At 67.5% G+C, this 26,981-nt stretch carries 21 protein-coding genes; 10 read left to right on the plus strand and 11 right to left on the minus strand.

What is annotated here, in order from left to right:
* Positions 1-20: 20 nt before the first annotated feature.
* Positions 21-749, minus strand: a complete 729-nt coding sequence (gene lexA / locus QSJ18_RS06370) for a transcriptional repressor LexA (protein ID WP_286325456.1) — start codon at positions 747-749, stop codon at positions 21-23.
* A 379-nt stretch (positions 750-1,128) separates the two neighbouring features.
* Between lexA and QSJ18_RS06375 the strand changes: the two genes are divergently transcribed.
* Positions 1,129-1,680: a LysM peptidoglycan-binding domain-containing protein gene (locus QSJ18_RS06375; protein ID WP_286325457.1), complete on the plus strand. Its 552-nt coding sequence runs from the start codon at positions 1,129-1,131 to the stop codon at positions 1,678-1,680.
* Positions 1,681-1,779: 99 nt separating this feature from the next.
* On the plus strand, positions 1,780-2,295 hold the full coding sequence (gene nrdR, locus QSJ18_RS06380; protein ID WP_286325458.1) for a transcriptional regulator NrdR: 516 nt from the start codon (positions 1,780-1,782) through the stop codon (positions 2,293-2,295).
* Here nrdR and hrpA read toward each other — a convergent pair.
* Entirely contained in the window at positions 2,269-6,240 is a 3,972-nt protein-coding gene (gene hrpA / locus QSJ18_RS06385) for an ATP-dependent RNA helicase HrpA (RefSeq protein WP_286325459.1), read from the minus strand. The genes nrdR and hrpA overlap by 27 nt on opposite strands.
* A gap of 76 nt (positions 6,241-6,316) precedes the next feature.
* Between hrpA and QSJ18_RS06390 the strand changes: the two genes are divergently transcribed.
* A complete protein-coding gene (locus tag QSJ18_RS06390; RefSeq protein WP_286325460.1) occupies positions 6,317-7,561 on the plus strand; it encodes an aminotransferase family protein in 1,245 nt (414 codons plus the stop codon).
* Here QSJ18_RS06390 and QSJ18_RS06395 read toward each other — a convergent pair whose 3' ends face one another.
* From QSJ18_RS06395 to QSJ18_RS06405, 3 genes are all read right to left on the minus strand, one after another.
* Entirely contained in the window at positions 7,562-8,557 is a 996-nt protein-coding gene (locus QSJ18_RS06395) for a DUF4190 domain-containing protein (protein ID WP_286325461.1), read from the minus strand.
* 192 nt (positions 8,558-8,749) lie between these two features.
* On the minus strand, positions 8,750-9,283 hold the full coding sequence (locus QSJ18_RS06400; protein WP_286325462.1) for an alkyl hydroperoxide reductase: 534 nt from the start codon (positions 9,281-9,283) through the stop codon (positions 8,750-8,752).
* A gap of 13 nt (positions 9,284-9,296) precedes the next feature.
* Positions 9,297-9,884 (minus strand): peroxiredoxin, encoded by a 588-nt coding sequence (locus QSJ18_RS06405; RefSeq protein WP_286325463.1) that lies wholly within the window; start codon positions 9,882-9,884, stop codon positions 9,297-9,299.
* A 133-nt stretch (positions 9,885-10,017) separates the two neighbouring features.
* Between QSJ18_RS06405 and QSJ18_RS06410 the strand changes: the two genes are divergently transcribed.
* Positions 10,018-10,956, plus strand: coding sequence for a hydrogen peroxide-inducible genes activator (locus tag QSJ18_RS06410; protein WP_286325464.1), 939 nt, complete (start codon positions 10,018-10,020; stop codon positions 10,954-10,956).
* Here the strand turns inward: QSJ18_RS06410 and QSJ18_RS06415 are convergent.
* Positions 10,953-13,088 (minus strand): DEAD/DEAH box helicase, encoded by a 2,136-nt coding sequence (locus QSJ18_RS06415; RefSeq protein WP_286325560.1) that lies wholly within the window; start codon positions 13,086-13,088, stop codon positions 10,953-10,955. The genes QSJ18_RS06410 and QSJ18_RS06415 overlap by 4 nt on opposite strands.
* Positions 13,076-14,125 (minus strand): PAC2 family protein, encoded by a 1,050-nt coding sequence (locus tag QSJ18_RS06420; protein WP_286325465.1) that lies wholly within the window; start codon positions 14,123-14,125, stop codon positions 13,076-13,078. Before QSJ18_RS06420 ends, QSJ18_RS06415 begins: the two co-directional genes overlap by 13 nt.
* 250 nt (positions 14,126-14,375) lie before the next feature.
* Here QSJ18_RS06420 and QSJ18_RS06425 point away from each other — a divergent pair, with 250 nt between their 5' ends.
* Positions 14,376-15,029, plus strand: coding sequence for a hypothetical protein (locus tag QSJ18_RS06425; protein WP_286325466.1), 654 nt, complete (start codon positions 14,376-14,378; stop codon positions 15,027-15,029).
* 138 nt (positions 15,030-15,167) lie between these two features.
* Entirely contained in the window at positions 15,168-16,256 is a 1,089-nt protein-coding gene (locus tag QSJ18_RS06430; RefSeq protein WP_286325467.1) for a DUF4192 domain-containing protein, read from the plus strand.
* Positions 16,257-16,261: 5 nt separating this feature from the next.
* Here QSJ18_RS06430 and QSJ18_RS06435 read toward each other — a convergent pair whose 3' ends face one another.
* Positions 16,262-16,945: a metal-dependent transcriptional regulator gene (locus QSJ18_RS06435; protein WP_286325468.1), complete on the minus strand. Its 684-nt coding sequence runs from the start codon at positions 16,943-16,945 to the stop codon at positions 16,262-16,264.
* 171 nt (positions 16,946-17,116) lie between these two features.
* On the opposite strand from QSJ18_RS06435, the gene QSJ18_RS06440 reads away from it, so the two are divergent.
* Together QSJ18_RS06440 and QSJ18_RS06445 are read left to right on the plus strand one after the other, a co-directional pair.
* Positions 17,117-18,361, plus strand: coding sequence for an acetoin utilization protein AcuC (locus QSJ18_RS06440; RefSeq protein ID WP_286325469.1), 1,245 nt, complete (start codon positions 17,117-17,119; stop codon positions 18,359-18,361).
* Complete coding sequence (locus QSJ18_RS06445) at positions 18,354-21,179, plus strand: bifunctional acetate--CoA ligase family protein/GNAT family N-acetyltransferase (RefSeq protein ID WP_286325470.1); 2,826 nt, start codon at positions 18,354-18,356, stop codon at positions 21,177-21,179. Before QSJ18_RS06440 ends, QSJ18_RS06445 begins: the two co-directional genes overlap by 8 nt.
* Before the next feature lie 12 nt (positions 21,180-21,191).
* Here QSJ18_RS06445 and QSJ18_RS06450 read toward each other — a convergent pair whose 3' ends face one another.
* Complete coding sequence (locus tag QSJ18_RS06450; RefSeq protein WP_286325471.1) at positions 21,192-22,268, minus strand: sigma-70 family RNA polymerase sigma factor; 1,077 nt, start codon at positions 22,266-22,268, stop codon at positions 21,192-21,194.
* A gap of 205 nt (positions 22,269-22,473) precedes the next feature.
* On the minus strand, positions 22,474-22,860 hold the full coding sequence (locus tag QSJ18_RS06455; RefSeq protein ID WP_286325561.1) for a DUF3099 domain-containing protein: 387 nt from the start codon (positions 22,858-22,860) through the stop codon (positions 22,474-22,476).
* Between the two features lie 363 nt (positions 22,861-23,223).
* Between QSJ18_RS06455 and QSJ18_RS06460 the strand changes: the two genes are divergently transcribed.
* Positions 23,224-23,499, plus strand: a complete 276-nt coding sequence (locus tag QSJ18_RS06460; protein WP_286325472.1) for a DUF3039 domain-containing protein — start codon at positions 23,224-23,226, stop codon at positions 23,497-23,499.
* Positions 23,500-23,505: 6 nt separating this feature from the next.
* On the opposite strand, the gene QSJ18_RS06465 is transcribed toward QSJ18_RS06460, so the two are convergent.
* Positions 23,506-24,693 carry a YihY/virulence factor BrkB family protein gene (locus QSJ18_RS06465; protein ID WP_286325473.1) on the minus strand — a complete coding sequence of 396 codons (1,188 nt, stop codon included), beginning with the start codon at positions 24,691-24,693 and terminating at the stop codon, positions 23,506-23,508.
* Positions 24,694-25,257: 564 nt separating this feature from the next.
* Between QSJ18_RS06465 and QSJ18_RS06470 the strand changes: the two genes are divergently transcribed.
* Positions 25,258-26,979 (plus strand): DEAD/DEAH box helicase, encoded by a 1,722-nt coding sequence (locus tag QSJ18_RS06470; RefSeq protein ID WP_286325474.1) that lies wholly within the window; start codon positions 25,258-25,260, stop codon positions 26,977-26,979.
* Positions 26,980-26,981: the final 2 nt, after the last annotated feature.

The following is a 26,981-nucleotide window of genomic DNA, read 5'->3' on the forward strand; positions in this document are numbered from 1 at the left end:
GCACCGGGTCGTGTGGACTCTCAGATCCGGCGCATCACCGTGACGACCTTGCCGAGGATCGCCGCGTCGTCACCCGGGATGGGTTCGAACAGCTCGTTGTGTGGCATCAACCAGATGTGGCCGTCTTTGCGTTTGAACGTCTTCACGGTGGCCTCGCCGTCGATCATGGCGGCGACGATGTCACCGTTGTCGGCGACGTTCTGCTGGCGGACCACCACCCAGTCGCCGTCGCAGATGGCGGCGTCGATCATCGACTCGCCGACGACCCGCAACAGGAACAGCGAACCCTCGCCGACGAGCTCGCGTGGCAGCGGGAAGACATCTTCGACGGCCTCTTCGGCCAGTATCGGGCCACCGGCTGCGATCCGGCCGAGGACCGGGACGAAGGTCGGCTTGGGTAGGGAGTTGTCGTCGGCGGCCGAGGACGCGCCGCCGGACGGGGTGGTGTCCGGATCGGTGCCGCCGACATCCTGGATGTTCACCGCGCGCGGCCGGTTGTGGTCGCGTTTGAGCAAACCCTTGCGTTCCAGCGTCCGAAGCTGGTGCGCCACCGACGACGTCGAGGTCAGGCCCACCGCGTCGCCGATCTCGCGGATACTCGGCGGATAGCCACGGTCCCGCACGGACGCCCGGATGAAGTCCAGTACGCCGCGCTGGCGAGCGGTCAGCGACGCCTCGGCCGCGACGGGATCGACCGCCGCCTCACCGTCGTCGGGAGCGTCGGTGGTGGTGCCGCGCTTGTCGGTCATGTCGCCTTCGTCCTCTCATCAACCGCCGGTATTCGGCTGTGCCCAGGAACTCATCGGACCGGATGGCGATGAGATCACCCGCGGAGATCAACTACGGAGATCAACTACGGAGATCAACTACTGCCGCTGCGATCACCTGCGGGTTTGGTGCTGTCAGTTCTCGACACTAGCGAACCGCACGCCACTCTTCAAACATTTGTTCGACATGTCGCGAGACTTTGTCGGTCGGGCGTGGTAGAAATCGAACATCAGTTCTTCGAACACACGATCGACGATCATCTGTTCGAAGACGCTGAGTGTTCGAAGACACTGAGTGTTCGAAGACCCAGTGTTCGAACAGCCAGCCGATTCCCGTAGGCACGATTTCCCGGAGGTCACCATGAACAGCGTTCTCGAAGGACAGCGCGTCGGCCTGCAGCACACCACCGACATCCCGGTGGTGACACCCAGTCCGGCTCGGCGGACCAGCCGGCCCGCGGGTCACAGCGGCATGTCGGCTCGTCGCCCGGTCGGACGACCCGGGCGCGGCGTCGCGACGCCGGTGTCCGCATCGTCGACGCGCTGCACGTCGCCGGTCGGGCAGCGGGCTGTCCTGCGCGATCCCATCCGTACGGATCGCCCGGTGTTGCGTGGCGGTGTGTACGCGCGTCGTCGGGCATGTGCACTCGCCATCCTCGCGGGGGTGGCGCTGGCGGCGGTGGTGTGGGTTGTCGCCATCGTCGGCAACAACTACGCCGAGGCGGTGTCCGATCATCCGGTGGCCACCGAGGTCACCCACGTCCGGGCCGGGGATTCGCTGTCCTCGATTGCATCCCGGGTAGCGCCTGATATGCCTCGTCAGGCGGTCATCGACGACATCATCGAATTGAATGACCTGTCGTCGAGCGGTCTGCGAGTCGGCCAGCCACTCCTCACGCCCGCATACCGATAAACGGCGGGCGGTATCCTTATGTCACAGGGACCGTTTGGAAACCGACCCGGCATCCGATCCGGATGTGCCGGTGCGTCCCGCGACTACCTCGAGGATGCGATGCGCTGCCCCTTCTGCAGGAACGAGGACACCAAGGTCATCGACTCGCGTGTCGCCGATGAGGGGCAGGCGATTCGGCGTCGGCGGTCCTGCACAGAGTGTGGTCGCCGGTTCTCGACGGTGGAAAGTGCGGTGCTGGCGGTCGTCAAACGCAATGGCGTGACCGAGCCGTTCAGTCGGGAGAAGGTCATGCGGGGTGTGCGTCGCGCCTGTCAGGGCCGCGACGTCGGCGAAGACGATCTCGCCCAGCTCGCCCAGGCCGTCGAAGATGCCGTTCGCGCGAGCGGTTCGGCCGAGATCCCCAGTAACGAGGTGGGTTTGGCGATTCTCGGACCGTTGCGTGACCTCGATCAGGTGGCCTATCTGCGCTTCGCGTCGGTGTACCGGTCCTTCGATTCGGTCGCGGATTTCCAGCGCGAGATCGATGATCTGCGCGAGCGGGGCACCCCGCGCGCCGGCGGTACCGCCGACGACGCGTCTGCTTCGGTGTCAGCCGAGGCGGTCCAGGGTTCGTAGCGCCCGCTGCTCGGAGACCGGGTAAGCGGTGCCGAGCCGTTGGGCGAAGAGTCCGACCCGAAGTTCTTCGACGAGCCAGTGCGCTTGCTCGTTGACATGATCCCGACGTCCCCGCGGGACCTGCGCGACCCGCTGGTTCCAGTGCGCGATGACCCGGTCGACGGCGGCCAAGGCGTCGGCGTCACGGGTGCCCGAGCCGGCGTCGAGTCTGGTTGCGGCGCCACGCAGGTAGCGTGCCAGTCTGCCGAGGTGCGGTTGCGCGGTGGACGCCACGAATCCGGCGAAGATCAGGTGATCGAGCTGTTCGGCTACGTCATCGGCGGCCACCGATCCTGAATGCAGGTCGATCAGTTCGCGGAGCGGGGCGACCTCGCGAAGTGCGTCGACGACGTGCCGAAAGTACTCGGGTGCTGCCGCGGAGGCTTTCGGGGCGAGTGCGTCCCGCAGCGCGCGGTAGCCGGCCGCGTCCCGCGTCTTGGCGACCAGGGCGGCGTTGCGCGCGACCAGATCGCGGATCGCGCGGCGGGTGCAGTCGGCGAGGAGTCCGTCGACCTGGGGGTAGGGACTCTGGCTGAGGGCCAGTCGCCCGGCCGGGTCGAGGGTTTGCACGATCTTCTTCGGTAGCGGCGCGATGTCGATTTCGAGGAGGGTGGCCACCGCGTCGGTGATCTGGCGGTCACGGTGGTCGGTGCTGGACGCCAGCGTGGGAGAGATCCCGACGTGTGCGCCGCTGCGGATGGTTTCCACGGCCGGATAGCGGGTCAGTTGCTGGCCGGCGACGGTCACCGTCTGCTGTGCTGCCAGCGTCCCGATTCCGTCGGCGGTCCAGCTGGTGTACAGCTTGCGGGTCCGGGTGGGGGCGTCACGGGCGCCGGAATGCCGCTGCTGCAAGGTTTCCAGCGAGTCGTCGGTGTCGCGAACATCGTCGCTGTCGCCGTCGGCGACAAGCGCGAAATGCATTCGAAGATGCGTTGGGAGCTTGGTGGCGTCGAAATCGTCGGCGGTTATCGTCGTGGTGGTGATCGCCGACAGTTCGCGGGCCAGACCGACGGTCAGCGGCTCACTGCGTGGGGTCAGCCGGGCCAGTGCGAGGTCGGCGAATCGCTGGGCCGGCGACATCGTCTTGCGCAGCTGTTTAGGTAGCGATTTGATCAGCGCCGCGGCGAGTTCGGCACGCATACCCGGCACCGTCCAGTCGAATCCGGGGGTACGCATATGGGGGAGCAGCGCAGCCGGAATGAGGACGGTGACGCCGTCGTCGGGGGCGCCGGGTTCGAACCGGTAGCGGAGCCGGAGCCGGGTGTCTCCCTGCTGCCAGGCGCCGGGGAAGTCGGTGTCGGCAACGGTGGCGCCTGCGTTGACGTCGGCCTCGGTCAGATCGAGGAGAGCTGGTTGGTTCTTGCGCATCGTGCGCCACCAGGTGTCGAAATGCCGCGCGGACACCACATCCGGGCCGACGCGTTCGTCGTAGAAGTCGAACAGCTGGTCCTCGGTGATGGTCAGTCCGCGACGACGGACCCGATGTTCGACGTCGGCGGCGGCGTCCAGTAGGGCGCGGTTGCGTGCGAAGAACGGATGCTCGGTACGCCAGTCACCCTCGACCAGCGCGTGTCGGATGAACAGTTCCCGGGCGGTCGCCGGATCGATCGGACCGAAGAGCACCCGTCGTTGTGCGACAAGTGTGACGCCGTAGAGCGTGACGCGTTCGTAGGCCATCGCCGCTCCACGTTTGGCCGACCAATGCGGCTCACTGTAGTTGCGTTTGACCAGGTTACCCGCCAGTTTCTCGGCCCACAGCGGGTCCACGCCTGCGACGGTGTGGGCGAACAGACGCGAGGTCTCCAGTACCTCCGCGGCCATGATGAAGGCCGGCGGCTTCTTGGCGAGGGAGGAGCCCGGGAAGATCATCAGCGTGGTGTTGCGTGCGCCGGTGAACTCGCGACCTTCGGTCTGGCGCACGGCGATATTGCTGAGCAGGCCGGACAGGATCGAGCGATGGATGGCGTCGGCATCGCGTTCGGTGGGGGTGGTCGACCAGTCCAGGTCCCCGACGATGCCGTTGAGCTGCCTGGTCAGGTCCTGCCATTCGCGAATGCGGAGATAGTGCAGGAACTCCCGTTCACAGCTGCGGCGGAATTGGTTGCCGGACAAAGCGCTCCGTTGTTCGGACAGATGATCCCAGAGCTGGAGGTACGACAGGAAATCGGAGTTGGGCACCACGAACCTTCGATGCAGCGCGTCGGCTGCCTCGCGATGGTCGGTCGGGCGCTCGCGCACGTCGGGCAGCGACAACGCGGCCGCGATGATCACCACGTGGTCGAGGCAGCCGAGTTCGTGTGCGGTGGTGAGCATTCGGGCGATGCGGGGGTCGACGGGTAGGCGGGCCATCGAGCGGCCGACCTCGGTCAGGCGCGGCGTGGCGGGCCGGCCGTCGCGCGTCTCGGGAATGTCGATCGCACCGAGTTCGGTGAGTACCCCGATGCCGTCGCGGATGGCGCGTTGATCGGGCGGCTGCACGAAGGGGAAGTCGGCCACGTCGCCGAGCCGCAGCGAGGTCATCTGCAGGATGACCGATGCCAGATTGGTCCGCAGGATCTCCGGGTCGGTAAAGGCGGGCCGGGTGTCGAAGTCGGTCTGGTCGTAGAGACGGATGCAGATGCCGGGCGCGACGCGTCCGCACCTGCCCGCCCGCTGGCGGGCACTGGCCTGCGAGACCGGTTCGATCGGCAGACGATTGACCTTAGTGCGGGTGGAATAGCGGCTGATGCGGGCGGTTCCGGTGTCGATGACGTAGCGGATACCCGGCACCGTGACCGAGGTTTCGGCGACATTGGTGGCCAATACGATTCGCCGTCCGTCGGACGGGCTGAACACGCGCTGCTGGTCGGCGATGGACAAGCGGGCGTAGAGCGGCACGATCTCGGCGCCGGCCGAGGCTCGCCGACGTAGGGCGTCGGCGGTCTCGCGGATGTCGCGTTCGGTGGGCAGGAACACGAGGATGTCGCCGCGGCCGTCGGCCCACAGTTCGTCGATGGCGGCATCGATGCCCTGGATCTGGTCGAGGTCGGCGTGTTCGCCTCCGCCACTGTCGTCGCCGTGATCGGGGTTCTCGCGCAGTGTGAGCGGCCGGTAGCGAACGTCCACCGGGTAGGTACGGCCGGAGACCTCGATGATCGGCACGGCGGCGTCGGCGGTGGCGAAATGTCGTGCGAAACGCTCGGGTTCGATGGTCGCCGAGGTGATGATGACCTTGAGATCGGGTCGGCGGGGCAGGAGCCGATGGAGGTATCCGAGGATGAAGTCGATGTTGAGGCTACGTTCGTGTGCCTCATCGATGATCAGGGTGTCGTAGCGGCGCAGCATCGGATCGGTGCCGATCTCGCGCAGCAGGATGCCGTCGGTCATGAGGCGGATGAGCGTGTTGTCTCCGGACCGGTCGGTGAAACGTACCGAATAGCCGACGACGTCGCCGATCTCGGTGCCGGTCTCGTCGGCGATGCGCCGGGCGACGGAGCTGGCCGCGATGCGTCGCGGCTGGGTGTGCCCGATCAGCCCGCGTACCCCGCGGCCGAGTTCCAGACAGATCTTGGGAAGCTGCGTGGTCTTTCCGGAACCGGTCTCCCCGGCGATCACCACCACCTGGTGGTCGGTGATGGCCGCGGCGATCTCGTCGCGTGCGGCCGACACCGGCAGTTCCTCGGGGAAGCGGAGCACCGGTACCGCGGAGCGGCGTCGGGCGATGCGTTGCCGACCGGCGTCCAACTCGCCGTGCAATCGCGTCCACTCCGATTCGGAGGGTTCAGTGATGTTGTCCAGGCGCCGGCGCAGGCGATGCTCGTCGGCGATCGTCAGTTCCGCGATGGCCGCACGGAAGGCAGCCCGTTCGGGCGAGGACGAGGTGCGCTTGCGCTGGGAGGTGCGGGGGCGGCGACGGTCGGCGGGCATGATCCGTCCAGGATATTCCGCCGATCCCGGCGCCGATGAACGGGCATCACCGGACCGATCGGGCATGATGGCTGGCATGAGTGGTTCGCTGTGGCACGGTTTCGCCGATATGGGAGCGGTCACCTCGACCGGTCCGTTCGTTCTCACCCGCGGTGAGGGGGTGTACGTCTACGACCGTGACGGCAATCGCTATCTCGACGCGACGGCCGGCCTGTGGTTCACGAACGTGGGGCACGGCCGCCGGGAGATCGCCGACGCGGTCGCCGATCAGCTGGGGCGGCTGGCGCACTTTTCCGGGTTCGGTGATTTCACCAGCGATGTGACCCTCGAACTCGCCGACCGCCTTGCCTCGATCGCGCCGGTACCGGACAGCAAGATCTTCTTCACCTCGGGTGGTAGCGATTCGGTGGATACCGCGGCGAAACTCGCCCGACGTTACTGGCACGAGCAGGGCCGTCCGGAGAAGGAGATCATCGTCGGCCGGACCAAGGCCTACCACGGCATGCACGTCGCCGGGACGGCGCTGGCCGGCATCGAACCCAACCGCGAGGGTTACGGCGAGCTGATGTCGACCACCGAGACGGTGGAGTGGGACAACGCGAAGAGTCTGCTCGGACTCATCGAACGGATCGGTGCCGACCGGATCGCGGCCTTCTTCTGCGAACCGATCATCGGTGCGGGCGGCGTCTACCTGCCGCCGGAGGGATATCTCGCCGAGGTGCGCGCGATCTGCCGCGACCATGATGTCCTGTTCGTCGCGGACGAGGTCGTGACCGGTTTTGGCCGGATCGGCGGCGATAGTTGGTTCGCCTCGTCCCGTTTCGACCTCGCGCCGGACATGATCACCACCGCCAAGGGCCTGACCTCCGGATACGTGCCGATGGGTGCGGTCTTCGTCGCGCCCCGGGTCGCGGAGCCGTTTTACCGGGGCGGCGTCTGGTGGCGTCACGGATATACGTACGGCGGTCATGCCGGGGCGGCGGCCGCCGCGATGGCCAACCTGGACATCATCGAACGTGAGGGTCTGCTGGCCGAGGCCACCCGTCTCGAAGGCGATCTTGCGCGGGCGCTCGCGCCGCTCGCCGACCTCGACGCGGTCGCCGAGGTCCGCACCGGACTCGGCGCGGTGAGCGCGGTACAACTGGCCGATCCGGCGCAGGGCCTCCCGATGGTTGCCAAGCTGCGTGAATACGGAGTCAGCAGCCGTGCCGCCGGTCAGGGTGCGTTGCAGATCTCGCCGGCCTTCGTGATGTCCACCGGCGAGGTCGGGGAGCTGGCCGAGCGGCTGCACGCCGCCCTCACCGGGGCGGCGCGCAGCTGATCAGCGGTTGAGTGGGGTCAGGCAGAGCACGACCGTCTGCGAGTAGTAGCTCGACGCGGGGGCCTGCACCCAGTCCTCACCGCAGGATGACGTGCTGGTGGTGCGCAGGTAGACGCGATCGGTGGCTCCCGATGTACACGGGACCCGGCTGAACGAGGTCAGTCGCGACCCCTCGGCCTGTCGGTTGACACATGCGCCGGTGTCCGTCGTCCGGATGGTGTTGGCGATCGGATCCGACGGATCGGGGGAATACCCGGGCGGCGTGGTCTCGCCGACGCCGGTCGACGTGGATCGCGGATAGGAATAGGTCGACGACGGATACGAGTACGACGGGGTCGAGTAGCTCGGGTACGAGTAGGACGACGGATACGAATATGTCGCATCGCTCTCGGGCGTCGACGGTTTCGACGGGTCGGTGGTCTGCGAGCTTCCCGGTCCGGACGCCTCGTTCGAGTCGTCGTCGTCGGAATTGAACGGACTGCCCGGGATGAGCCACAACACCAGACCGACGATGGCGACGGCGGTGAACAGGTAGCCGACGACGAGCGCGGACACCGCGATCGGGCCGCCGCCTTCCCGGTTGCGTTTGATCTCCGACAATGAGAAGTGGCCCAGGACGATACCGATCGGGGCGACGATGAAGGCGGCGATCAGCGCGGCGATGGCCAGGCCGTTCGTCTTCTCCGACGCCTGGGGAGCGCCGTAGGCGGCTGCGGGATCGGAATAGCCAGGTGCGCCGTACGGATTGTTCCCGTAGGGGCCGTTGCCGTACTGGTTCCCGGGCTGCGGGGGTGGCCCGTACTGGTTTCCGCCGGCAGGCGGCCCATACGGGTTGCCGGGCGGGATGGGGCGGGCCTGGGTCTCTCCGAAAGGATCACCGGCCGGTGGCTGGTCGCGGGGAGGGGGACCCGATTGTTGCGGGCCTGGGCCGCCGTATGGGTTGCCCTGATTGCCCTGGTTCCACTGCGGACCCTGTGGATCGTAGGGGTTGTTCACCAGGTGATCCTCTCGTGTGGCGTCCCGAGGGTGGACGCGATCGTCTCAGTGTCTCACCCCGATGGCCGTACGAGAGCCTTCGGCCGGGGTCGACATGCGAATGTCCACCGGATATGCGACAACTGCGACGACGGCCCGTCCCGCGTGGGCGGGACGGGCCGTCGTCGGTGCCGGTATGTGTGCCGAGGCAGCTCAGGCCCGGGCCAGGACCTCGGTGGTCGCAAGTGCCTGTGCGACACCGGCGACGATCGAGGCGACCTTGAGTGATTCGAGGATTGCCTCGCGGTCGACGCCCGCTTCGCGCAGTGTGTTCTCGTGGGCGGCGACGCAGTGACCGCAGCCGTTGATCGATGACACGGCGAAGGACCACAGCTCGAACAGGGCTTTGTCCACACCGGGGTTGCCGATGATGTTCATCCGCAGACCGGGGCGAAGGTCGTCGTACTTGCCGTCGAGGAAGCCGCGGCCGCGGTAGAACACATTGTTCATGCCCATGATGGACGCCGCGCCGAGCGCGGAGTTGTACGCCTGCTCACTGAGGATGTCGGCGGCTTCGTCGGCGATCTCGGTCAGCACCTTGGCATTTCGGGTCGCCGCGGCCGTGGAGAGCAGGGTGCCCCAGAGTTGCTCCTCGTTGAGGACGGTGGTGCGGCTGATGGAGCCGAGGTTCAGCTTGAGGTCCTTGGCGTACTCGGGCAGGGCCTCTTTGAGGTTGTCGATACTCATCGTCGTCGTTCTCCTAAACGCTCGCGGTCAGCAGTTCGCCTGCGTCGATGGTCGGGTCGCCCTTGCGCCAGTTGCAGGCGCACAGTTCGTCGGACTGCAGCGCGTCGAGCACGCGAAGCACCTCGTCCACGTTGCGTCCGACCGAACCTGCGGTCACCGACACGAACTGGATCTCGTTGTTCGGGTCGATGATGAAGGTGGCGCGATCGGCCACCCCATCTGCGTTGAGAACGCCTGCCGCGGTGGCAAGTTCACGCTTGAGGTCGGAGAGCATGGGGAACGGGAGGGTCTTGAGGTCCTCATGCTGGGCGCGCCACTGGAAGTGCACGAACTCGTTGTCGACCGACGCGCCGAGCACCTGCGCATCCCGATCGGCGAACTCGTCGTTGAGCTTGCCGAATGCGGCGATCTCGGTCGGGCACACGAAGGTGAAGTCCTTGGGCCAGAAGAAGACGATGCGCCACTGTCCCGGGTGATCATCGGAGGAGATGGTGGTGAAGTAGTCGTCGGGCTGCTTGGCGTCGACCTTGGAGAGGTCGCCACCGATCACGGCGGTGAGGTTGTATGCGGGGAACTGATCACCGATTGTGAGCAATGCCATGGGTTTTCGCTCCTTGAATATGGATGAGTATGGGACGAAGGTGCGCGAAATCGCAGACTTGTTACTGACGAGTACCATTCTGCCTCACAGTCGGTAAAAGCGAAACGTGATGATTAGCACTACACTGATAAGCATGGTCGATAAAACTTATCAGCCCTCCCTGGCCGGCCTACGCGCCTTCGTCGCACTCGCCAGACGGCATCATTTCGGGACTGCGGCAACCGATCTGGGGGTTTCGCAGCCGTCGTTGTCGCAAGCGCTGGCCGCGCTGGAGAAGGGCCTGGGCGTCACGCTCATCGAACGCACCACCCGGCGTGTCCTGTTGACTCCCGACGGAGAACGCCTGCTGCCGCGGGCCGCGGCGATCGTGGAGGAGGTCGACATGTTCGTCGCGGACGCGGGCGGGATCGACGACTCGTTGTCCGGGGTGCTCCGTCTCGGTCTCATCCCGACGGTCGCGCCCTATATCCTGCCCACCGTGTTGCGTGGACTCGCGCGGACCCGACCCGAACTGAGCCTGCGGGTCGTCGAGGACCAGACCGCGCGCCTGACGACCCAGCTACGGGAGGGCGCCATCGATGTCGCCGTTCTGGCCTTGCCCGCCGAGATTCCCGGGACGGTCGAGATTCCCATGTACGACGAGGATTTCGTGCTCGCGCTACCGTCGGATCATCCGTTCGCCGGTCGCCGTCGGGTGGATCCGGCGTCGCTGGCCGACCTACCGCTGCTCCTCCTGGACGAAGGTCACTGCCTTCGGGATCAGGCGCTGGAGGTGTGCCGACTGGCCGGGGTCCGGCCCGACCTGGGTCACACCCGTGCCGCCTCGCTGACCACCGCGGTGCACTGCGTCGAAGGGGGACTCGGGGTGACGCTCATTCCACAGACCGCGGTCGCATCCGAGACGGCCGGCGGGGGATTGGCGACCGCCACCTTCACGACGCCGCGTCCGGGCCGTCGGATCGGTCTGGTGTTCCGTCGCTCGGCCCGACGTGAGTCGGCCTACCGGGAACTCGCACAGATCATCGCCGGTGTCGTCGCAGAGACCGGGACGGTCCGGGCGGTCCGGGCCTAATCCGTGGGTTCGGTGCCTGTCGGTTCGGTGCCGGTGGGTTCGTTGTCTGCGGCGGCCAGTGCCTCCCACTCGTCGACCAGGCTGGAGTCGACATCGCGCACCATGGTGCCGAGGTTCTCGATGATAGTGGCGATCTCGTCGGTCACCGCAGAGGTCGGTATGCCCTGGCGCAGTACGCGATAGCAGTCCGAGAGGTAGCGCAGCAGCACGCCTTCGCTGCGGGCGAGTCCATAGACGGAGACGAGTTCGGTGAAGGTCATCGCCTTCTCCAGCATCTCGCGCAGCACCGACTTGGGGCTGGGTGGGGTGCCTGCCACCCACGGGTGACTCCGTCGATAGACCTCGAAGGCGAAGGTGATCTCGTCGAGCAGCGGCTGCGGCCAGGTGACCTCCTCCAGCCGGGCCATCCGTTCCTCGTACTCGATTCCGTCGGCCTTCATCTCCGCGATCGCCGCGTCGCGTGCGACTTTGCGCTGGGCCAGCAGCAGCGGTCGCGGGTCGTCGAGCGTCGACTCCAGGACCGACACCACATCGAGTGCGTACGTTGCCGATTCGGCGTCGAGAAGTTCGAAGGTGGCCAGCGCGAATGCCGACAGCGGGTTGGTCAGCGCGAAGTTCTCCGGCAGATCGACGCTGAAGGTCACGTTCCGGCCGAACTCGTCGGGTTCGGGTAGCTGGATCACGATGCCCGCCTCGCGGAGGCCGCGATAGAGCTCGATGGTGTGTCGGATGTGACGCAGCTGCCGGTTGCGCGGCTCGTGATTGGCTTCGAGTAAGTGACGCAGCGCCACGAAACAGTCGCCCGGGCGGGTCAGGACTTCGAGCAACATCGCCGTGGTGATCCGGAAATGGGATCGGAGCGGCTCGTCCGGGGCGTCGATCAGCTGGGTGAAGGTCTGCTCTCCCCAGGAGACAAATCCCTCGGGTGGCTTCTTGCGCACGATCTTGCGGAGCTTCTTGGGGTCGTCGCCTGCCTTGGCGACCGCGCGCGCGTTGTCGACATCGTGTTCGGGTGCTTGCGCCACCACATAGCCGACGGTATCGAAGCCGGCGCGTCCGGCGCGGCCGGCGATCTGGTGGAACTCGCGGGCACGCAGGCGCCGCACCCGTTTGCCGTCGTACTTCGAGAGTCCCGCGAACAGCACGGTCCGGATCGGCACGTTGATGCCGACACCGAGGGTGTCGGTGCCCGCGATGACCTGGAGAAGGCCTTGCTGGGCAAGACGTTCCACGAGCCGACGATAGCGCGGCAGCATACCGGCGTGATGGACGCCGATGCCCGCCCGCAGCAACTTCGACAGCGTGTTACCGAAGCCGGTGTGGAACCGGAAATCGCCGATCGCATCGGCGATCGCGGCCCGCTGCTGTTTGTCGGCGATCTTCGCCGACAGGAGTGCCTGGGCCCGTTCGACGGCGGCGGCCTGGGTGAAATGCACGATGTAGACCGGTGCGCGCCCGCGAGAGATGAGATCCTCGATGGTCTCGTGGATCGGGGTCATCGCGTAGGTGTGTTCCAGCGGGACCGGTCGATGGGTTCCGATGATCGCCGAGGTGGTCCGGCCCGTGCGCTCCCGCAGGTCGTCGACGAAGAAGGACACGTCGCCCAGCGTCGCCGACATCAGCAGGAACTGGGTGTCGGGCAACTCGATCAGCGGGACCTGCCAGGCCCAGCCGCGGTCGGATTCGCCGTAGTAGTGGAACTCGTCGGCGACCAGCACGCCGATGTCGCTGTCGGGTCCGTCGGCGAGGGCCAGGTTGGCGACGATCTCGGCGGTGGCGCAGACGATCGGGGCGTCGGGGTTGACGGCCGCGTCGCCGGTGAGCAGTCCGACCTGATCGGCGCCGAACAGGGCGCACAGGTCGAAGAACTTCTCGCTGACCAGCGCCTTGATCGGGGCCGTGTAGTACGCCCGCACCCCGCGGCAGCGCGCGAAATGGATGGCGCCCGCGGCGACCAGCGACTTACCCGACCCGGTCGGGGTGGCGAGGATGACGTGATTGCCGGAGATCAGCTCGAGGAGAGCGTTCTCCTGGTGCTCGTAGAGTGCGATGCCGCGGTCGGCATACCACTGCGTGAACCGCTCGAAGGCGGCGTCCTCATCCGCGGTCGGTTCGAGGATCAGATCGCCGATCGCGGACCCTCTTCACCGTCGTCGTGTGGCTCGTCGGGGCCGATACCGGAGTCGTCGGGGTTGCCGCCCTCCGCAGGAGCCGACGGGTCGTCCGCGGCGGCTGCCGACTCGTTGCGCTCGGCATGCTCGGCGAGGAAGCGTTCCAGTTCGGCACCCAACTCGTCGCCGCTGGGCAGAGAATCCTCCGCGGCGAGCAGCGACGCCCGTTCGGCCTGCGCCTGGGTGAAGGTGTCGTACTGGGTTTCCAGCGCCGCGACCACCGACTCGATCTCAGAGTTCCCGGATACCTCGTTGTCGATCTGGGCGCGGACCTTCTCCGCCGAACTCTCCAGTGCGGCCAGCGGAAAGTCGAGGCCGGTCAGCTCGGAGACCGCCGACAGCAGCCGCAGCGACGCCGCAGGATAGTTCGCCTGTGCCAGGTAGTGGGGAACATGCACCGACAGCCCGGCGGCGCGGTAATCGTGTTCGGCCATTCGCAGTTCGAGCAGCATCGACGCACTGGCGGGCAGCTTCATCGCCGAACCCCAGCGCGGCAGGTCGCCGAGCGCATCGGGGTCGGATCCGTGTGCGGTGATCGACGGCGGACGCGTGTGCGGCACCGCCATCGGGATGGCGTTCAAGCCGACGACGTCGGTGACGCCGAGACGATCGGCGAGCCGGCGTACGGCGTCGACGAACTGTTCCCAGCGAAGATCCGGTTCGGCCCCGGACAGCAGCAGGAAAGCGGTGCCCGCGTTGTCGCGGACGGCGTGGATGGTCAGCGCGGGCATCTCCACATCGGTGAAGGTCTCGCCGTTGAACGAGATCGTCGGCCGACGGGACCGGTAATCCATCAGCTCATCCGAGGAGAACGTCGCGAGGATCTCCGAGTCGAGGCTGTCGCGAAGGTGGGTCGCGGCCAGTGCGACCGCGTGGCCGGCGTCGGCGAACCCTTCGAGTGCGTGGATCAGCACCGGTCCGGTGCCGTCACCGGAGAGCCGCGGCGCCGGGAAAGCGAGTTCGTACAGGGCACTGTCGCGCTCGGGACGTCCGTCCATGGCCAACCCCTCCTTCTGCTGCTCGTGTGCTGCGGGTGGCGGCTCCGGCCCTGACGGGCCGCATATCTCTTCCAATTGTCGCCCATCACACCCCCGCAACGACAGCCGCCCTGGTGACACGGGTGCCTGCGGTGTCGTCGCGCCCTCTACAACACAGGTAGGGGTCGAGGGATTCCCACGTCCCCGCGCACCGTGCATCCGTGCGTGTCGGTACGGGCGCCGATGGCGATGTTTGGCACAGTTGTCGGTTGTGGAGCTTCGTCGTTGGCTGTCGTTGATCACCGTGCTGGGCGCGTGTGTCCTCGTTGGTGCGTGCTCGGTGGACGGTGACGCCGTCGCCGGTCGGCCCGACCTGGCGCCGCGTGGGCTGACGGCCGCGGACTTCGGCAGCGGGGCTGCGGCGCCGATCCCGCCGCCGGCGGTCGGGGACGCGCTGGCCGACGTGATCGGACGCGCATCCGCCCCCGGGGCCGCGGTGACGCCGCCGGGTTGCGCGCCCGCGCCGATCGACAGCGCGGGCGCCTACGCGATCCTGGGCCCGGGCCGCGCGGACCGCAGCACGCTCACCGCAGCTATCGCCTACGCCGATGAGTCACTGGACGCCGTGGCCGAGCGGGTTCGGCGGTGTCCCACATATACGACCACGCTGTCGCAGGTAGCCGTCACCGAGCAACCGGCCCCGCCGGCCCCCGAGGGCGTGCAGACGATGGCGATCGCCCGCACGATCACCACCGGTGGTCCTGGGGCCGAGATGGTCACCAGCACGCTGACCCTCATCGCGCAGCGCGACGATGTGCGGATCTACGTCGACTATCGCCGTCCGGGCGCCGAGCCGGTGACGCCGGAAGCGGGTGCCGACCTCGACGCACTGTTCACCAAGGCGGTCGCCGCGGCCTTCGGGTGATCGCGCCGGTGACACGGCCTCGGTGACCTCATCGCTGGGCGAGAAGCCGGGCTGTGCACACAATTTCGGTCGGGGACAACTCGGGTGTGCCGATGCCTTGTCGTCGAATGGCCGGGTGCGCGGCGGCACGATGACGTCATGTCCAGACGCACACCCTTTTCCGCTGATCCGGGCGCACTGCTCACCGCGGTGCCTGCGCTCCTCGGATTCGTCCCGGAGCGTTCGATCATCGTCCTCGTCTGCGGTGCCGAGCACACCGTCGAGGCAACCATGCGCCACGACCTGGCACTCACCCCGGACGGGCGCCCGACCACCGAACTCATCGGCGTCCTCGATCACCTCGGTGCCATCTGCGCCGACTACGTCCCCGCGCAGATCGTGGTGGTCATAGCCGACGACCGCTACCCGCCGGATGACGCGCGGTATCGCCGGGTGATGGCGGTCGCCGACCGTCTCCTCGCCGCGCAGGCCGGGGTTTGTCGTGGGTTCGTCGTCGGCGAATTCGCCTCGGGCGCACCGTGGTCGGCGATCTGGCCGGTGATTGCCGAAGGTCGGGACGCGCGATCGGAGATGACCGTCGGGATCCTCGAGGATCCGTGGTCCTGTCCGACCGCGGTGGCCGTCGCGGTCGTCCACGGGCGTCCACTGCTGCGCCGGCGCGAGGAGATCGCCGAGATGCTGGCCCCCGAACCGGGCTGCGCCGACCCGGGATGTCGCCATCACGCATCCGTCGACGGGACCGACGGATCGGTCGTCGACAGCGCGGAACTGTTTGCCACCGTAGTTGATTCGGTGCGGCGCCCGCGCCGTCGGCTGGATTGTGCGACGCTCGCCGAACTTGACCGGGCCATCACCGAACTCCGGGTCCGAGATGCTGCCATGGCCCTGGCGGTGAACGACGATCGCGACAACGCCGAGAAACTGTGGCGTCAGCTGACCCGTCGGCTCACCGGTTCGGGTCGGGCCAGCGCAGCCACCCTGCTGGCACACCTGCACTACATTCGCGGAGAGGGCGCCTACGCCGGGGTGGCTCTGGACATCGCGCTCAGCGCCGATCCCACCTGGTCGATGGCCCACTTGCTCGATGACGCACTGCGGACCGGGTTGCGCCCGGCGATCTTGTGGACGACCGTCTCAAACTGTTACCGGATCGCCGAAGAACTCGGCCAGACGCTACCGCGCCCGACGCTGCGCAGGGCGAGCTGGGCATCGGGCGACGGAGGATGATTCCGTCAGATCTTCTCGACGAACAGCGAATGGGCCATCTCGGCCGACAGATCGAGTCCGTCGTGGCCGGGGGTGTGGATGGTGACCGAGCCGGGGGTGTGCGACACCGTCACGCGGGCGTTGGGCACCACACCGGCCTCGCGCAGGGCGGCGATCAGCTCGGTGTCGGATTGGGCGTGCTCGGAGAGCCGCCGCACGATCACCGCGATCCGATCGCCCTGCGGAAGGTCGGCGAGCCGGGTCGCGCCGTCGCCCTCGGCGGCGGGGGCCGCACCCAGGGCCTCCAGCCCCGGGATGGGGTTGCCGTAGGGAGAGGTCGTCGGGTTCTGCAGCACCTGCAGCAGGCGACGCTCGACGTTCTCGCTCATCACGTGCTCCCAGCGGCAGGCCTCCTCGTGGACCTCATCCCAGGGCATACCGATGATGTCGACCAGCAGACGTTCGGCCAGGCGGTGCTTGCGCATCACGGCGATCGCGAGTCCGCGTCCCTTGTCGGTGAGTTCGAGGTGGCGATCGCCGGCGACCCGCAGCAATCCGTCACGTTCCATCCGGGCGACGGTCTGCGAAACCGTCGGACCGCTCTGTTCAAGCCGCTCGGCGATACGTGCCCGCAGCGGCACGATGCCCTCTTCTTCGAGGTCGTAGATCGTCCGCAAGTACATCTCGGTGGTGTCGACCAGATCGTTCACGGTGCGCAGTCCCTTTCGTCGCCATCCACGATACCTTGGCCCGCAAGATGTTCAGCGACAGAGCAAGGCCACGTGCCGACGTGCCGGGTCCGGCGTGTGGGACGACGAACTGCACCGTTCCCGGTGGCCCACCCACTAGCCTGAGAAGGTGATCTGCCGAATGAGCCGCCGATGAGTGCCACGGTCATCTGGAGCGAGGAATTTCTGTCCTATCGGTGGGCCCACACCCATCCGATGAATCCGGTGCGGCTCGCGCTGACGATGACGCTGGCACAGAGTCTGGGATTGCTCGACGGGGTCGAACTGTCCCCGCCGCGCACCATCGACGACGACGCGCTCACCGTCGTGCACAGCCGTGACTACATCGATGCCGTCCGCGCTGTCGGTTCCGGTACGGCATCGCTGTCGGGTCCGCTGCTGGAACGTCTCTTCGGCCTCGGCAGCGACGACAATCCGGTCTTCGACGGGATGCACGAGGCCGCCCGGCTGCTCGTCGGCGGCACTCTGGCCGCCGTGCAGGCGGTGGGCTCGGGATCGGTGAACCGCGCGGTCAACATCGGCGGCGGCATGCATCACGCGATGCGGTCGCGGGCGGCAGGGTTCTGTGTCTACAACGACTGCGCGGTCGCCATCCACTGGCTCCTCGACCACGGATTCGATCGGATCGCCTACATCGACATCGACGCACATCACGGTGACGGTGTGGAGACGGAGTTCGCCGCCGATCCGCGGGTGCTGACGGTGTCGCTGCATCAGCACCCGGCCACCCTGTGGCCCGGCACCGGGTGGCCCACCGAAGTCGGGCAGGGAGCCGCGGCGGGTACCGCGGCGAATCTTGCGCTGATGCCGGGTACCTCGGACCGGCTGTGGTTGCGGGCCTTCCACGCCGTGGTGCCGTCTCTGCTGGCCGCCTACCGGCCGCAGATCCTGATCAGCCAGTGCGGCGTCGATTCCCATCGGGCCGATCCGCTGACCGACCTCGCCCTCACCGTCGAGGGGCAGCGGGCCGCCATGATCGCGATGCGCGATCTGGCCGACAAATACTGCGACGGCAAGTGGATCGCGGTCGGCGGCGGGGGATACGGCGTGGTCGACGTGGTGCCGCGCGCCTGGACCCACCTGCTCGGTGTAGCGCTCGACCGGGACGTCGATCCGGCCACCCCGATCGACGAGACATGGTGTGCGACAGCAGAACAGATCGCCAAACAAGTCCATTCGGACTATGCCCGCCCACCGGTCACGGTGATGGGGGACGGCGGCGACGTCGACTACCGTGCCTGGGACGGCGACACCGGGCAGGCGCCACCTGAGGGCATCACCGAATCAGCCCAACGGCAGACCGATCGTGCCATCCAGGCGACGCGGCGTGCTCTCTATCCACTGCACGGACTCGATCCGGAGGACCCGCGTGACTGACTCGACAACGCAGGCCGGCGCGGACTCACCAGCCGCCGATCAGCCCTCGGCGCGGGGCCCGTGGGACTATCCGCGTCACTGGATCGCCGATGTTCTCGCCTCCGACGGCGGTGTGGTGCATCTTCGGCCGATCGTGCCCGACGATGCCGACCGGATCGTCGCCTTCCACGAGAAACTTTCCGAACGCACCCGCTATATGCGCTACTTCGGGCCGACGCCGACGCTCCCGCCGCGCGAGGTCGCGCGGATGACGACGGTCGATCATCAGAGCCGGGTCGCGATCGTGGCGGTACTCGGCGGTGACATCATCGCCGTCGGCCTCTATGAGGGACTGGGCGCCGACGGCAAACCCGATTCGGCCGAGGTGGCCTTCGTGGTGGCCGACGAGCATCAGGGCCGCGGACTGGGACCGATCCTGCTCGAACATCTGGCGGGAGCGGCCGCGGAGAACGGTTTCGTTCGATTCGAGGCCGAGGTGCTCAGCGAGAACCCGAATATGGTCGCGGTGTTCCGGGATGCCGGGTATCAACTGTCCCGCAGCTTCGACGGCTCCACCGTGCACGTCGAATTCCTGATCGACCCGACCGAGGCGCTCCTGTCGGTCCGCAACGGTCGCGAACGCGCTTCCGAGGCACGCAGCGTGGCGAATCTTCTGCGGCCGACCTCGGTGGCAGTCATCGGTGCCTCCACCGACCCGAAGAAGGTCGGCAACACGCTGCTGTCCAACATCATTGCGGGCGGCTTCACCGGTCCGGTGTTCCCGGTCAACGGTCCAGGACACGCCAACCCCGCCGACGAGGATGCCGTCGAGCACCCTGTCGTCGGCGTCGCACAGCACGCACCCGTATCCCCGTCGGCCCGCCGTACCCGCGAACGGCCGCCGTCGGTGCGCGGGATCCGTGCCTACGAGACGGTGCGCGACATCCCCGATCCCGTCGATCTGGCCGTCGTCGCAGTGCCCGCCCAGCGGGTCGGCGCGGTCCTCGACGACTGTTTGGCGAAAGGGGTGCGGACCCTGGTCGTGGTGTCGTCGGGGTTCGGTGACAGCGGTGCGGCCGGACTCGAAGAGGAACACCGGCTCGTCGAACAGGTCCGTGAACACGGCATGCGGTTGGTCGGCCCCAATGCTCTGGGGGTGGCCAACAATGATTCGGGGATCGCGTTGAACGCGACTTTGGCACCGCGGATCCCCCCGGCCGGCCGGGTCGGCTTCTTCTGTCAATCCGGTGCGCTGGGCATCGCCATCCTCGACACCGCCGCCCGCCGTCAGATCGGTCTGTCCACCTTTGTGTCGGCGGGTAACCGCGCCGACGTCTCCGGCAACGACCTGCTGCAATACTGGGACACCGACGTCGCCACCGACGTGGTACTGCTCTACCTGGAGACATTCGGCAACCCGCGCAAATTCTCGCGAATCGCCCGCCGGGTGTCGAGGTCCAAGCCGATCGTCGCGGTGAAATCCGGCACCGGCGCGATCACCCCGGTGCGGGCGGCGCGGTCGGCCGCGGCGAGCCTCGACGACCAGATCGCCCGGATGGTGCTCGAACAGGCCGGGGTGATCCAGGTCGACACCATCCCCGAATTGTTCGACTGTGCAACACTGTTCGCCTACCAGCCGATCCCGCGCGGACCGCGGGTGCGCATCATCGGCAACTCGTCGGTGCTGGGCAGCCTGGCCGCCGACACCGCGCGCATCGGCGGGCTCGAGGTCGTCGGCACCATCGACCTCGGCGCCGGTGCCTCGGAGGCAGAGTTCGAGAACGCCGTGGGCGACGCGATGGCCGATCCGGCCGTCGACTCGATCCTGGTGGTCTTCGTGCCGCCGGTCGCCGTCGACGCCGATTGGCACGCCCGTGCTCTGATGGCCGCCGCCAACTCGCCCGACGCCGACGGCGCCAAACCGATCGTGACGACCTTCCTCGCCGTCGAGGGCATCCCGCCCGGTCTGCAGAAACCCGGCGCCAACGGTCTGCCCGAACGCGGATCGATCCCGTCCTACGGCAGCCCCGAGCGCGCGGCGTCGGCGTTGGCACGGGCCTGGCAGTATGCGCGCTGGCGTCAGCGTCCGGAGACGACGATCGGCCGTCCGCCGGGCACCGACCCGGAGGCCGCGCGGATGTATGTCCGCGAAGCGCTGGCATCGGAGGCCCGGGTCCTCGGCCAGGTCGCCTCGGCACAGCTGCTGTCCTGGTACGGGATTGCGGTGGTGCCCTTCCGCGAGGTGACCACCATGCATGAGGCGTCGGCGGCGGCCCATGACCTCGGGTTCCCGGTCGCGGTGAAGGCGACGTCGGCGGAGTGGCGCGGACGTCTCGATCGGGAGGGCGCCCGGCTCGACCTGCCCGACGCGACCGCGGTGATCACCGCCTTCGCCGAACTGGCCGCACTCACCGGTGACGAAACCCTGCACGTGCAGAAGATGGCGCCGAAGGGAGTGGGCACAGTGATCCGGGTCAGCGACGACCCGTCGTTCGGGTCGGTGGTGTCCTTCGGACTGTCCGGGCGCACCTTCGAACTGTTGGGTGACCACGGTTACCGGGCCATCCCGCTGTCCGAACTCGACGCGGCCGAACTCATCGAGGAACCACGGTCGGCGGCGTTGCTGTCCGGCTACGGCGGTGAGCCACCGGTCGACAAGTCGGCGCTCATCGATCTCCTGCAACGCATCTCGACGCTGGTCGACGACATCCCGGAGGTTCGGGAGGTGCTGTGTGACCCGATCCTGGCGTCGGCAGACGGGGCATCGGTGCTCAACACGCTGATACGCATCGGTCCGGTGCCCACCAAGGTGGACACCGGACCGAGACGACTGGGTTAGTCGCGTGGGTGATCAGCTCGCGTAGGCGCGCAGCCGTTCGGCGCGGTCACCCTGCCGCAGCTTGCCCATCACCTCACGCTCGATCTGACGGACGCGTTCGCGCGACAGCCCGAACATCCGACCGATCTGGTCGAGGGTGCGAGGCTGCCCGTCGTCGAGGCCGTAGCGCATCCGGATGACCTGGTGTTCGCGTTCGTCGAGGGTCGCGAGCACCGCGCGCACATCGCTGTGCATCAGACCTGCGATCACGGCGCTCTCGGCAGAGGTGGCCTCGGCGTCCTCGATGAAGTCACCGAGCGGCGCCTCCTCGTCGGAACCGACCGGCATGTCCAGGCTCACCGGGTCACGGCTGTGGTCGAGCAGATCGGCGATCTTGGCTGCCGGGATCCCCGACTCGTTGGCCAGTTCCTCGTCGGTCGCCTCGCGGCCGAGCTGCTGATGCAGTTCGCGCTTGATCCGGGCCAGCTTGTTGACCTGCTCGACGAGGTGGACGGGCAGGCGGATGGTGCGGCTCTGGTCGGCCATGCCGCGCGTGATGGCCTGCCGGATCCACCAGGTCGCGTAGGTGGAGAACTTGAAGCCCTTCGCATAGTCGAACTTCTCCATGGCGCGGATGAGGCCCAGGTTGCCCTCCTGGATCAGATCGAGCAGCGGCATACCCCGCCCGGTGTATCGCTTGGCCAGCGACACGACTAGACGTAGGTTCGCCTCGAGGAGATGCGCGCGGGCCGCTTCACCCTCGCGGATCACGACGGCGAGGTCGCGCTTCTTGACCGCGGACAGGCGCTTGCGGGTTTCCAGGACATGCTTGGCGTACAGGCCGGCCTCGATCTGCTTGGCCAGCTCGACCTCCTGTTCGGCGTTGAGCAGGGCGGTACGTCCGATGCCGTTCAGGTAGACGCGGACCAGGTCCGCAGCCGGCGACTGGGCGTCGAGATCCTGCTCGGTCAGTGCCGGGCGAGAGCGCGTCGTCGGCTCATCGGCGAAGGCGTCGGCGGTCGTGGTGGAGCGGGTGGTCGAACGTGCGGTGGTCGAACGTGCGGTGGTCGAACGTGCGGTGGTCGATTGAGCAACTGTCGAGCGTGACATACGGCCTCCTGGAATGAGTGCGTTCACCGGGTTCAACGCATCGATGAGGAGGAAAGTTCCCGCGGGCCCGCGCCGGTAAACCTCGACGGGTACCGGCTGACCAGCATGATTACCGGCGTGGTTGCCTGCCAGGGCTGAGAAGTTGCTGAGATGTCGGTCGCCGCGGCACCGTGCGGCTATCGAGGCGAGGAGAGCCGGATACGGCTCAGCGCCTGCCCCAGCGGTCCTCGTCGTCGGGGTCGACGGTGTGCGAGTCGATGGTTCTCGGTTCGGCGCCGCGACTCTCTGGTTCGGCCGGCTGGGTGGACCGGTCGTCGAGCTGGGGTGGCCCGATCACCGAGTGGTCCGGGCCGTGCAGATAGCTGGGCGTCATTCCGCGCTTGCGCGGTGGGCGGTCGTTGGCGATCAGCACCGCCACCCACGGCAGCGGGATGGACAGCGCCACGATTGCCAGCGCGAGCAGGCCATTACCGGTGGCGGAGTAGACGATTCCGGCGATGATCAGTGCGGGAACCCGGAACGCCATCAGTGTCAGGTACTTGCGGACCCGGGCTCGGTGCTGTGCCTCGAAGGACTCGGGCGCGTCGGTGATGAGGAAGGCCTCGGCCCCTGACGGTGACTCAGAACGACCGGACTCAGAACGACCGGACTCAGAACGACCGGACTCAGAACGACCGGACTCAGAACGACCGGAGGATTCGGAACGACTGGTGCCGACATGCTCGGACCCCGCACGGTCGGAGGTTGCCCGGTCGCGGTCGTCACGAGGGGTGAAGAACCCGTGTGTCGCGCCGTCACTCATCAGTTGATCGCCATCCCGTCACGCCGTTTACGTCTCTTTCCACCATCCCACTTTCGCGGGACGGGTGCACCATCGCGCTCGCCCACCAGGTGCGCCCGCACCTGGGCCCGCCGGTAGTTGGGCAGCCCGGCATCGGTGGCGCACAATGGTCCCATGGCAACCGAAACCATCGAACGTCCGGACCTCGATGAGTACTCCGACACCAAGACCGACGAACGCCCCGACGCCGACGCCACCGACGGCGGCGACGACGGCACCCCCAAGTTCTTCCACTACGTCAAGAAGGACAAGATCGCCGAGAGTGCGGTGATGGGCAACTTCGTCGTCGCCCTCTGTGGAGAGACCTTCCCGGTCACCAAGTCGGCGAAACCCGGGTCGCCGGTCTGCCCGAAGTGCAAGAAGATCTACTCGCGGATGCGTAAGGGCTGAGCGAGCTCATTCCCCGCCCGTTCGATCCCCGCCCGTTCGATCCCCGCCCGTTCGATCCCCGCCCGTTCGATCCCCGCCCGTTCGATCCCCGCCCGTTCGATCGTCGTCGGGCTGGTTCTGCCGGGTCCGGCGGATCGGACCCGACGACAATCGGTCGGGGAGTCCACGGATCTGACCGGTCAGGTCGGACGTCTGCGAATTGACCCACTCGCGGACCTGCGTGGTCGTCGACGCCTTCGCCGGCCACATCGTCTGCACGGCGGCATTGAACTCGGCGCCCAGCACGATGGCGAAACCGAGGAAGAATGCGAACAACAGGAATGCGATCGGGGTGGCCAACGCCCCGTAGGAGTAGTCGGCTCGGGTCACCGCGGTCAGATAGATCCGCAGCACATAGCCGGCGATCCAGAACACCACCCCGGCCAGCACGGCCCCGCCGACCAGCCGATGCCAGGGCAACGGATTCGGTAGCGCCAGGTGGTACAGCGTCGTCAACACCAACAGCATCAGCAGGGTGACGAACGGGAAGTAGCCGAAGTCGATCAGCGTGGTGATGATCGGATCCCACGAGTCCGGCACGATCTCGTGCAGATACTTCGGTCCCAGCGCAACCAAGGGAAGCAGCAGTACCGCCACGAACAGGAACACGATGTAGAGGAGCAGCGCGAAGATCCGCTGCCACACCGGATTGCGAATCTCATGCTGCTCGTGGGCGCGCACGATCGAGGCGATGAAACACGACACCGCCGACGATCCCGCCCAGAGCGACAGGACGAAACCAAGCGACACCAGTCCGACACGACCACGGTTGAGGACGTTGTCGACTGTGGGGGTGATGAGGTCGGTGACCACGCTGTCGGAGAAGGTTCGGTTGGCGAAGGCGATGATCCGGTCATAGATCACGTCGACGGTGTCGGGGCCGAACCAGCCTGCGACGTACCCGACACTGCCCAGGAGTCCCAGCAGCAGCGGCGGCAACGACAGAACCTGCCAGAACGCGGCCTGCGCGGCCCAGCCGACGATCCCGTGATTCCACGCGTTGACGATGGTGCGCCACACCAGGCGATGCAGATTCGGCAGCACCGGCAACGTCGGCGGAACGTCGGGGGTGTCGAGCGGATCGTCGTGGCCGGGCGGGTCCGGTTGCGCGGGGCGGTCCGCACGCCCCGACGCGGTACCGGGAGCCGTGGTCATCGGGGACCCGGTGTCCGTCGGGGGTGGGCTGGTCGTCGGGGGCCGAGCCGCCCGGCGTCGAATCGGCTCGGTCGGCGAGGTACGCAGAGTCTGGACGCGCGGTGTCGTCGGCGTCGGCCCCCGATCACGGGCCGGACGTGTTCGACCCACCGGCGACGGATCGTCGTCGGCCAGCGGTGCGGGGTTTCGATCTCTACCGGCTATACCCTTCAGCATCCCTGATCGACATCGCCAATGTGTATTCCGGCCCTCTGTTCGCGCCGGGTGTGTCGCGCCGCGAGCCGATCCGAGCGTCGCGGGTGAGTTGTCCCACGACACGCGCAGGGCACACCGCCGATGGGGGCGCGGCGCGCGCTCGGCGGTAGAATCGGCCCGTACCTCTCGCCATGTCCATCGCATGGGCGGGAGGTGGTTTTATGCCCCGGACCGCGATACCGGTGTCGGCCGTCGAGGCCGTGACGAACTTCCCGGGGTGTGCTGAGCGCAGGCAGGAGCAGTACACAGGTGACGTCCGCAGACACTTCTGCAGCAATCCCGGGTCCGTCGTCTCACGATCCGTCGTCCATGTCCGAGGACCCGACCGAGGCCCGCCTGGCCGCCGGCCCACCGCTGCGAGCCTGGCAGCGCCGTGCCCTCACCAAATACCTGACGCAGAAGCCGCGTGACTTCCTCGCGGTGGCGACCCCGGGTGCGGGTAAGACGACCTTCGGCCTGCGGGTCGCCCGGGAACTGCTCGACGATCGCACCGTCGAGCAGATCACCGTGGTCGCCCCGACCGAACATCTCAAACATCAGTGGGCCGAGGCGGCCGCGCGGGTCGGTATCTCCCTGGATTCGCGGTTCAGCAACGCCGCCGGTCAGACGAGCTCGGACTATCACGGCGTGGTCATCACCTATGCGCAGATCGCCGCCCATCCCTCCCGCCATCGGGTGCGCACCGAGAATCGGCGGACGCTGGTCATCCTCGATGAGATCCACCACGGCGGTGACGCCAAGTCGTGGGGTGAGGCCATCCGTGAGGCCTTCGACGACGCGACGCGGCGACTGGCCCTGACCGGAACCCCCTTCCGCTCCGACGACTCGCCGATCCCGTTCGTCACCTACGAACCCGAACCCGGCGGCAACCAGCGATCCAAGGCAGACCACACCTACGGCTATGCCAACGCGCTCAAGGACGGCGTCGTGCGTCCGGTGGTGTTCCTGGCCTATTCCGGGCAGGCGAGCTGGCGAACCAGTGCGGGCGAGGAGTTCACCGCTCGCCTGGGCGAACCGCTGTCGGCCGAACATACGGCGCGGGCCTGGCGTACCGCCCTCGATCCACACGGTGACTGGATTCCGGCCGTGCTGGCCGCTGCTCACACCCGGCTCGGTCAGCTCCGCAAGTCGGGGGTGCCCGACGCGGGCGGCCTGGTGATCGCCACCGACCAGACCACCGCGCGTGACTATGCGGAACTGCTCGAGTCCATCACCGGCAAACATCCGACCGTCGTCCTGTCCGACGACCCGAAGGCGTCGTCGCGGATCGCCGAGTTCTCCGCCTCCGACGACGAATGGATGGTCGCGGTCCGCATGGTGTCCGAGGGCGTCGACGTACCGCGGCTCGCCGTCGGTGTCTACGCGACCAGTTCGTCGACCCCGCTGTTCTTCGCGCAGGCCATCGGCCGTTTCGTGCGGTCGCGGCGTCCCGGCGAGACCGCGAGCGTATTCCTGCCCTCGGTTCCGGTCCTGCTGGACCTGGCCAGCCAGATGGAGACCGAACGCGACCATGTTCTCGGCAAACCGCACCGGGAGAGCGACGGACTCGACGACGCGCTGCTCATCGACGCCAACAAGCAGAAGGACGAGCCCGGTGAGGAGGAGCGCGGATTCCAGTCCCTGCACGCGGACGCCGAACTCGACCAGGTGATCTTCGACGGGTCGTCCTTCGGCACCGCGACCTTCGCCGGAAGCGCCGAGGAGGAGGACTATCTCGGTCTTCCCGGACTGTTGGACGCCGACCAGGTGCGCGCACTGCTGCGTAAACGGCAAGACGAGCAGGTGACGACTCGTTCGGCGCCTGCACCCGCCCCGGCTTCCACCGAACCCGGCCGCGTCGGCACCGGTGAGAACCTGCACGCCCTACGTCGCGAACTGAACACCCTGGTGGCCATGCATCACCAGCGCACCGGGAAGCCGCACGGCCTGGTGCACAACGAACTGCGCAGCCGGCTCGGTGGCCCGCCCACCGCGCTCGCCACCGCCGATCAGCTCAAGGAGCGGATCAGCGCGTTGCGTGAGTGGCGCTGAGG

This window comes from Gordonia heveisoli (assembly GCF_030315745.1).
Taxonomy (GTDB): Bacteria; Actinomycetota; Actinomycetes; order Mycobacteriales; family Mycobacteriaceae; genus Gordonia.

Coding starts and splice junctions, on each gene's coding strand:
- lexA (WP_286325456.1), bottom strand. CDS start 749: ATGACCGACAAGCGCGGCACCACCACCGACGCTCCCGACGACGGTGAG.
- QSJ18_RS06375 (WP_286325457.1), top strand. CDS start 1,129: ATGAACAGCGTTCTCGAAGGACAGCGCGTCGGCCTGCAGCACACCACC.
- nrdR (WP_286325458.1), top strand. CDS start 1,780: ATGCGCTGCCCCTTCTGCAGGAACGAGGACACCAAGGTCATCGACTCG.
- hrpA (WP_286325459.1), bottom strand. CDS start 6,240: ATGCCCGCCGACCGTCGCCGCCCCCGCACCTCCCAGCGCAAGCGCACC.
- QSJ18_RS06390 (WP_286325460.1), top strand. CDS start 6,317: ATGAGTGGTTCGCTGTGGCACGGTTTCGCCGATATGGGAGCGGTCACC.
- QSJ18_RS06400 (WP_286325462.1), bottom strand. CDS start 9,283: ATGAGTATCGACAACCTCAAAGAGGCCCTGCCCGAGTACGCCAAGGAC.
- QSJ18_RS06405 (WP_286325463.1), bottom strand. CDS start 9,884: ATGGCATTGCTCACAATCGGTGATCAGTTCCCCGCATACAACCTCACC.
- QSJ18_RS06410 (WP_286325464.1), top strand. CDS start 10,018: ATGGTCGATAAAACTTATCAGCCCTCCCTGGCCGGCCTACGCGCCTTC.
- QSJ18_RS06420 (WP_286325465.1), bottom strand. CDS start 14,125: ATGGACGGACGTCCCGAGCGCGACAGTGCCCTGTACGAACTCGCTTTC.
- QSJ18_RS06430 (WP_286325467.1), top strand. CDS start 15,168: ATGTCCAGACGCACACCCTTTTCCGCTGATCCGGGCGCACTGCTCACC.
- QSJ18_RS06440 (WP_286325469.1), top strand. CDS start 17,117: ATGAGTGCCACGGTCATCTGGAGCGAGGAATTTCTGTCCTATCGGTGG.
- QSJ18_RS06450 (WP_286325471.1), bottom strand. CDS start 22,268: ATGTCACGCTCGACAGTTGCTCAATCGACCACCGCACGTTCGACCACC.
- QSJ18_RS06460 (WP_286325472.1), top strand. CDS start 23,224: ATGGCAACCGAAACCATCGAACGTCCGGACCTCGATGAGTACTCCGAC.
- QSJ18_RS06465 (WP_286325473.1), bottom strand. CDS start 24,693: ATGACCACGGCTCCCGGTACCGCGTCGGGGCGTGCGGACCGCCCCGCG.
- QSJ18_RS06470 (WP_286325474.1), top strand. CDS start 25,258: ATGTCCGAGGACCCGACCGAGGCCCGCCTGGCCGCCGGCCCACCGCTG.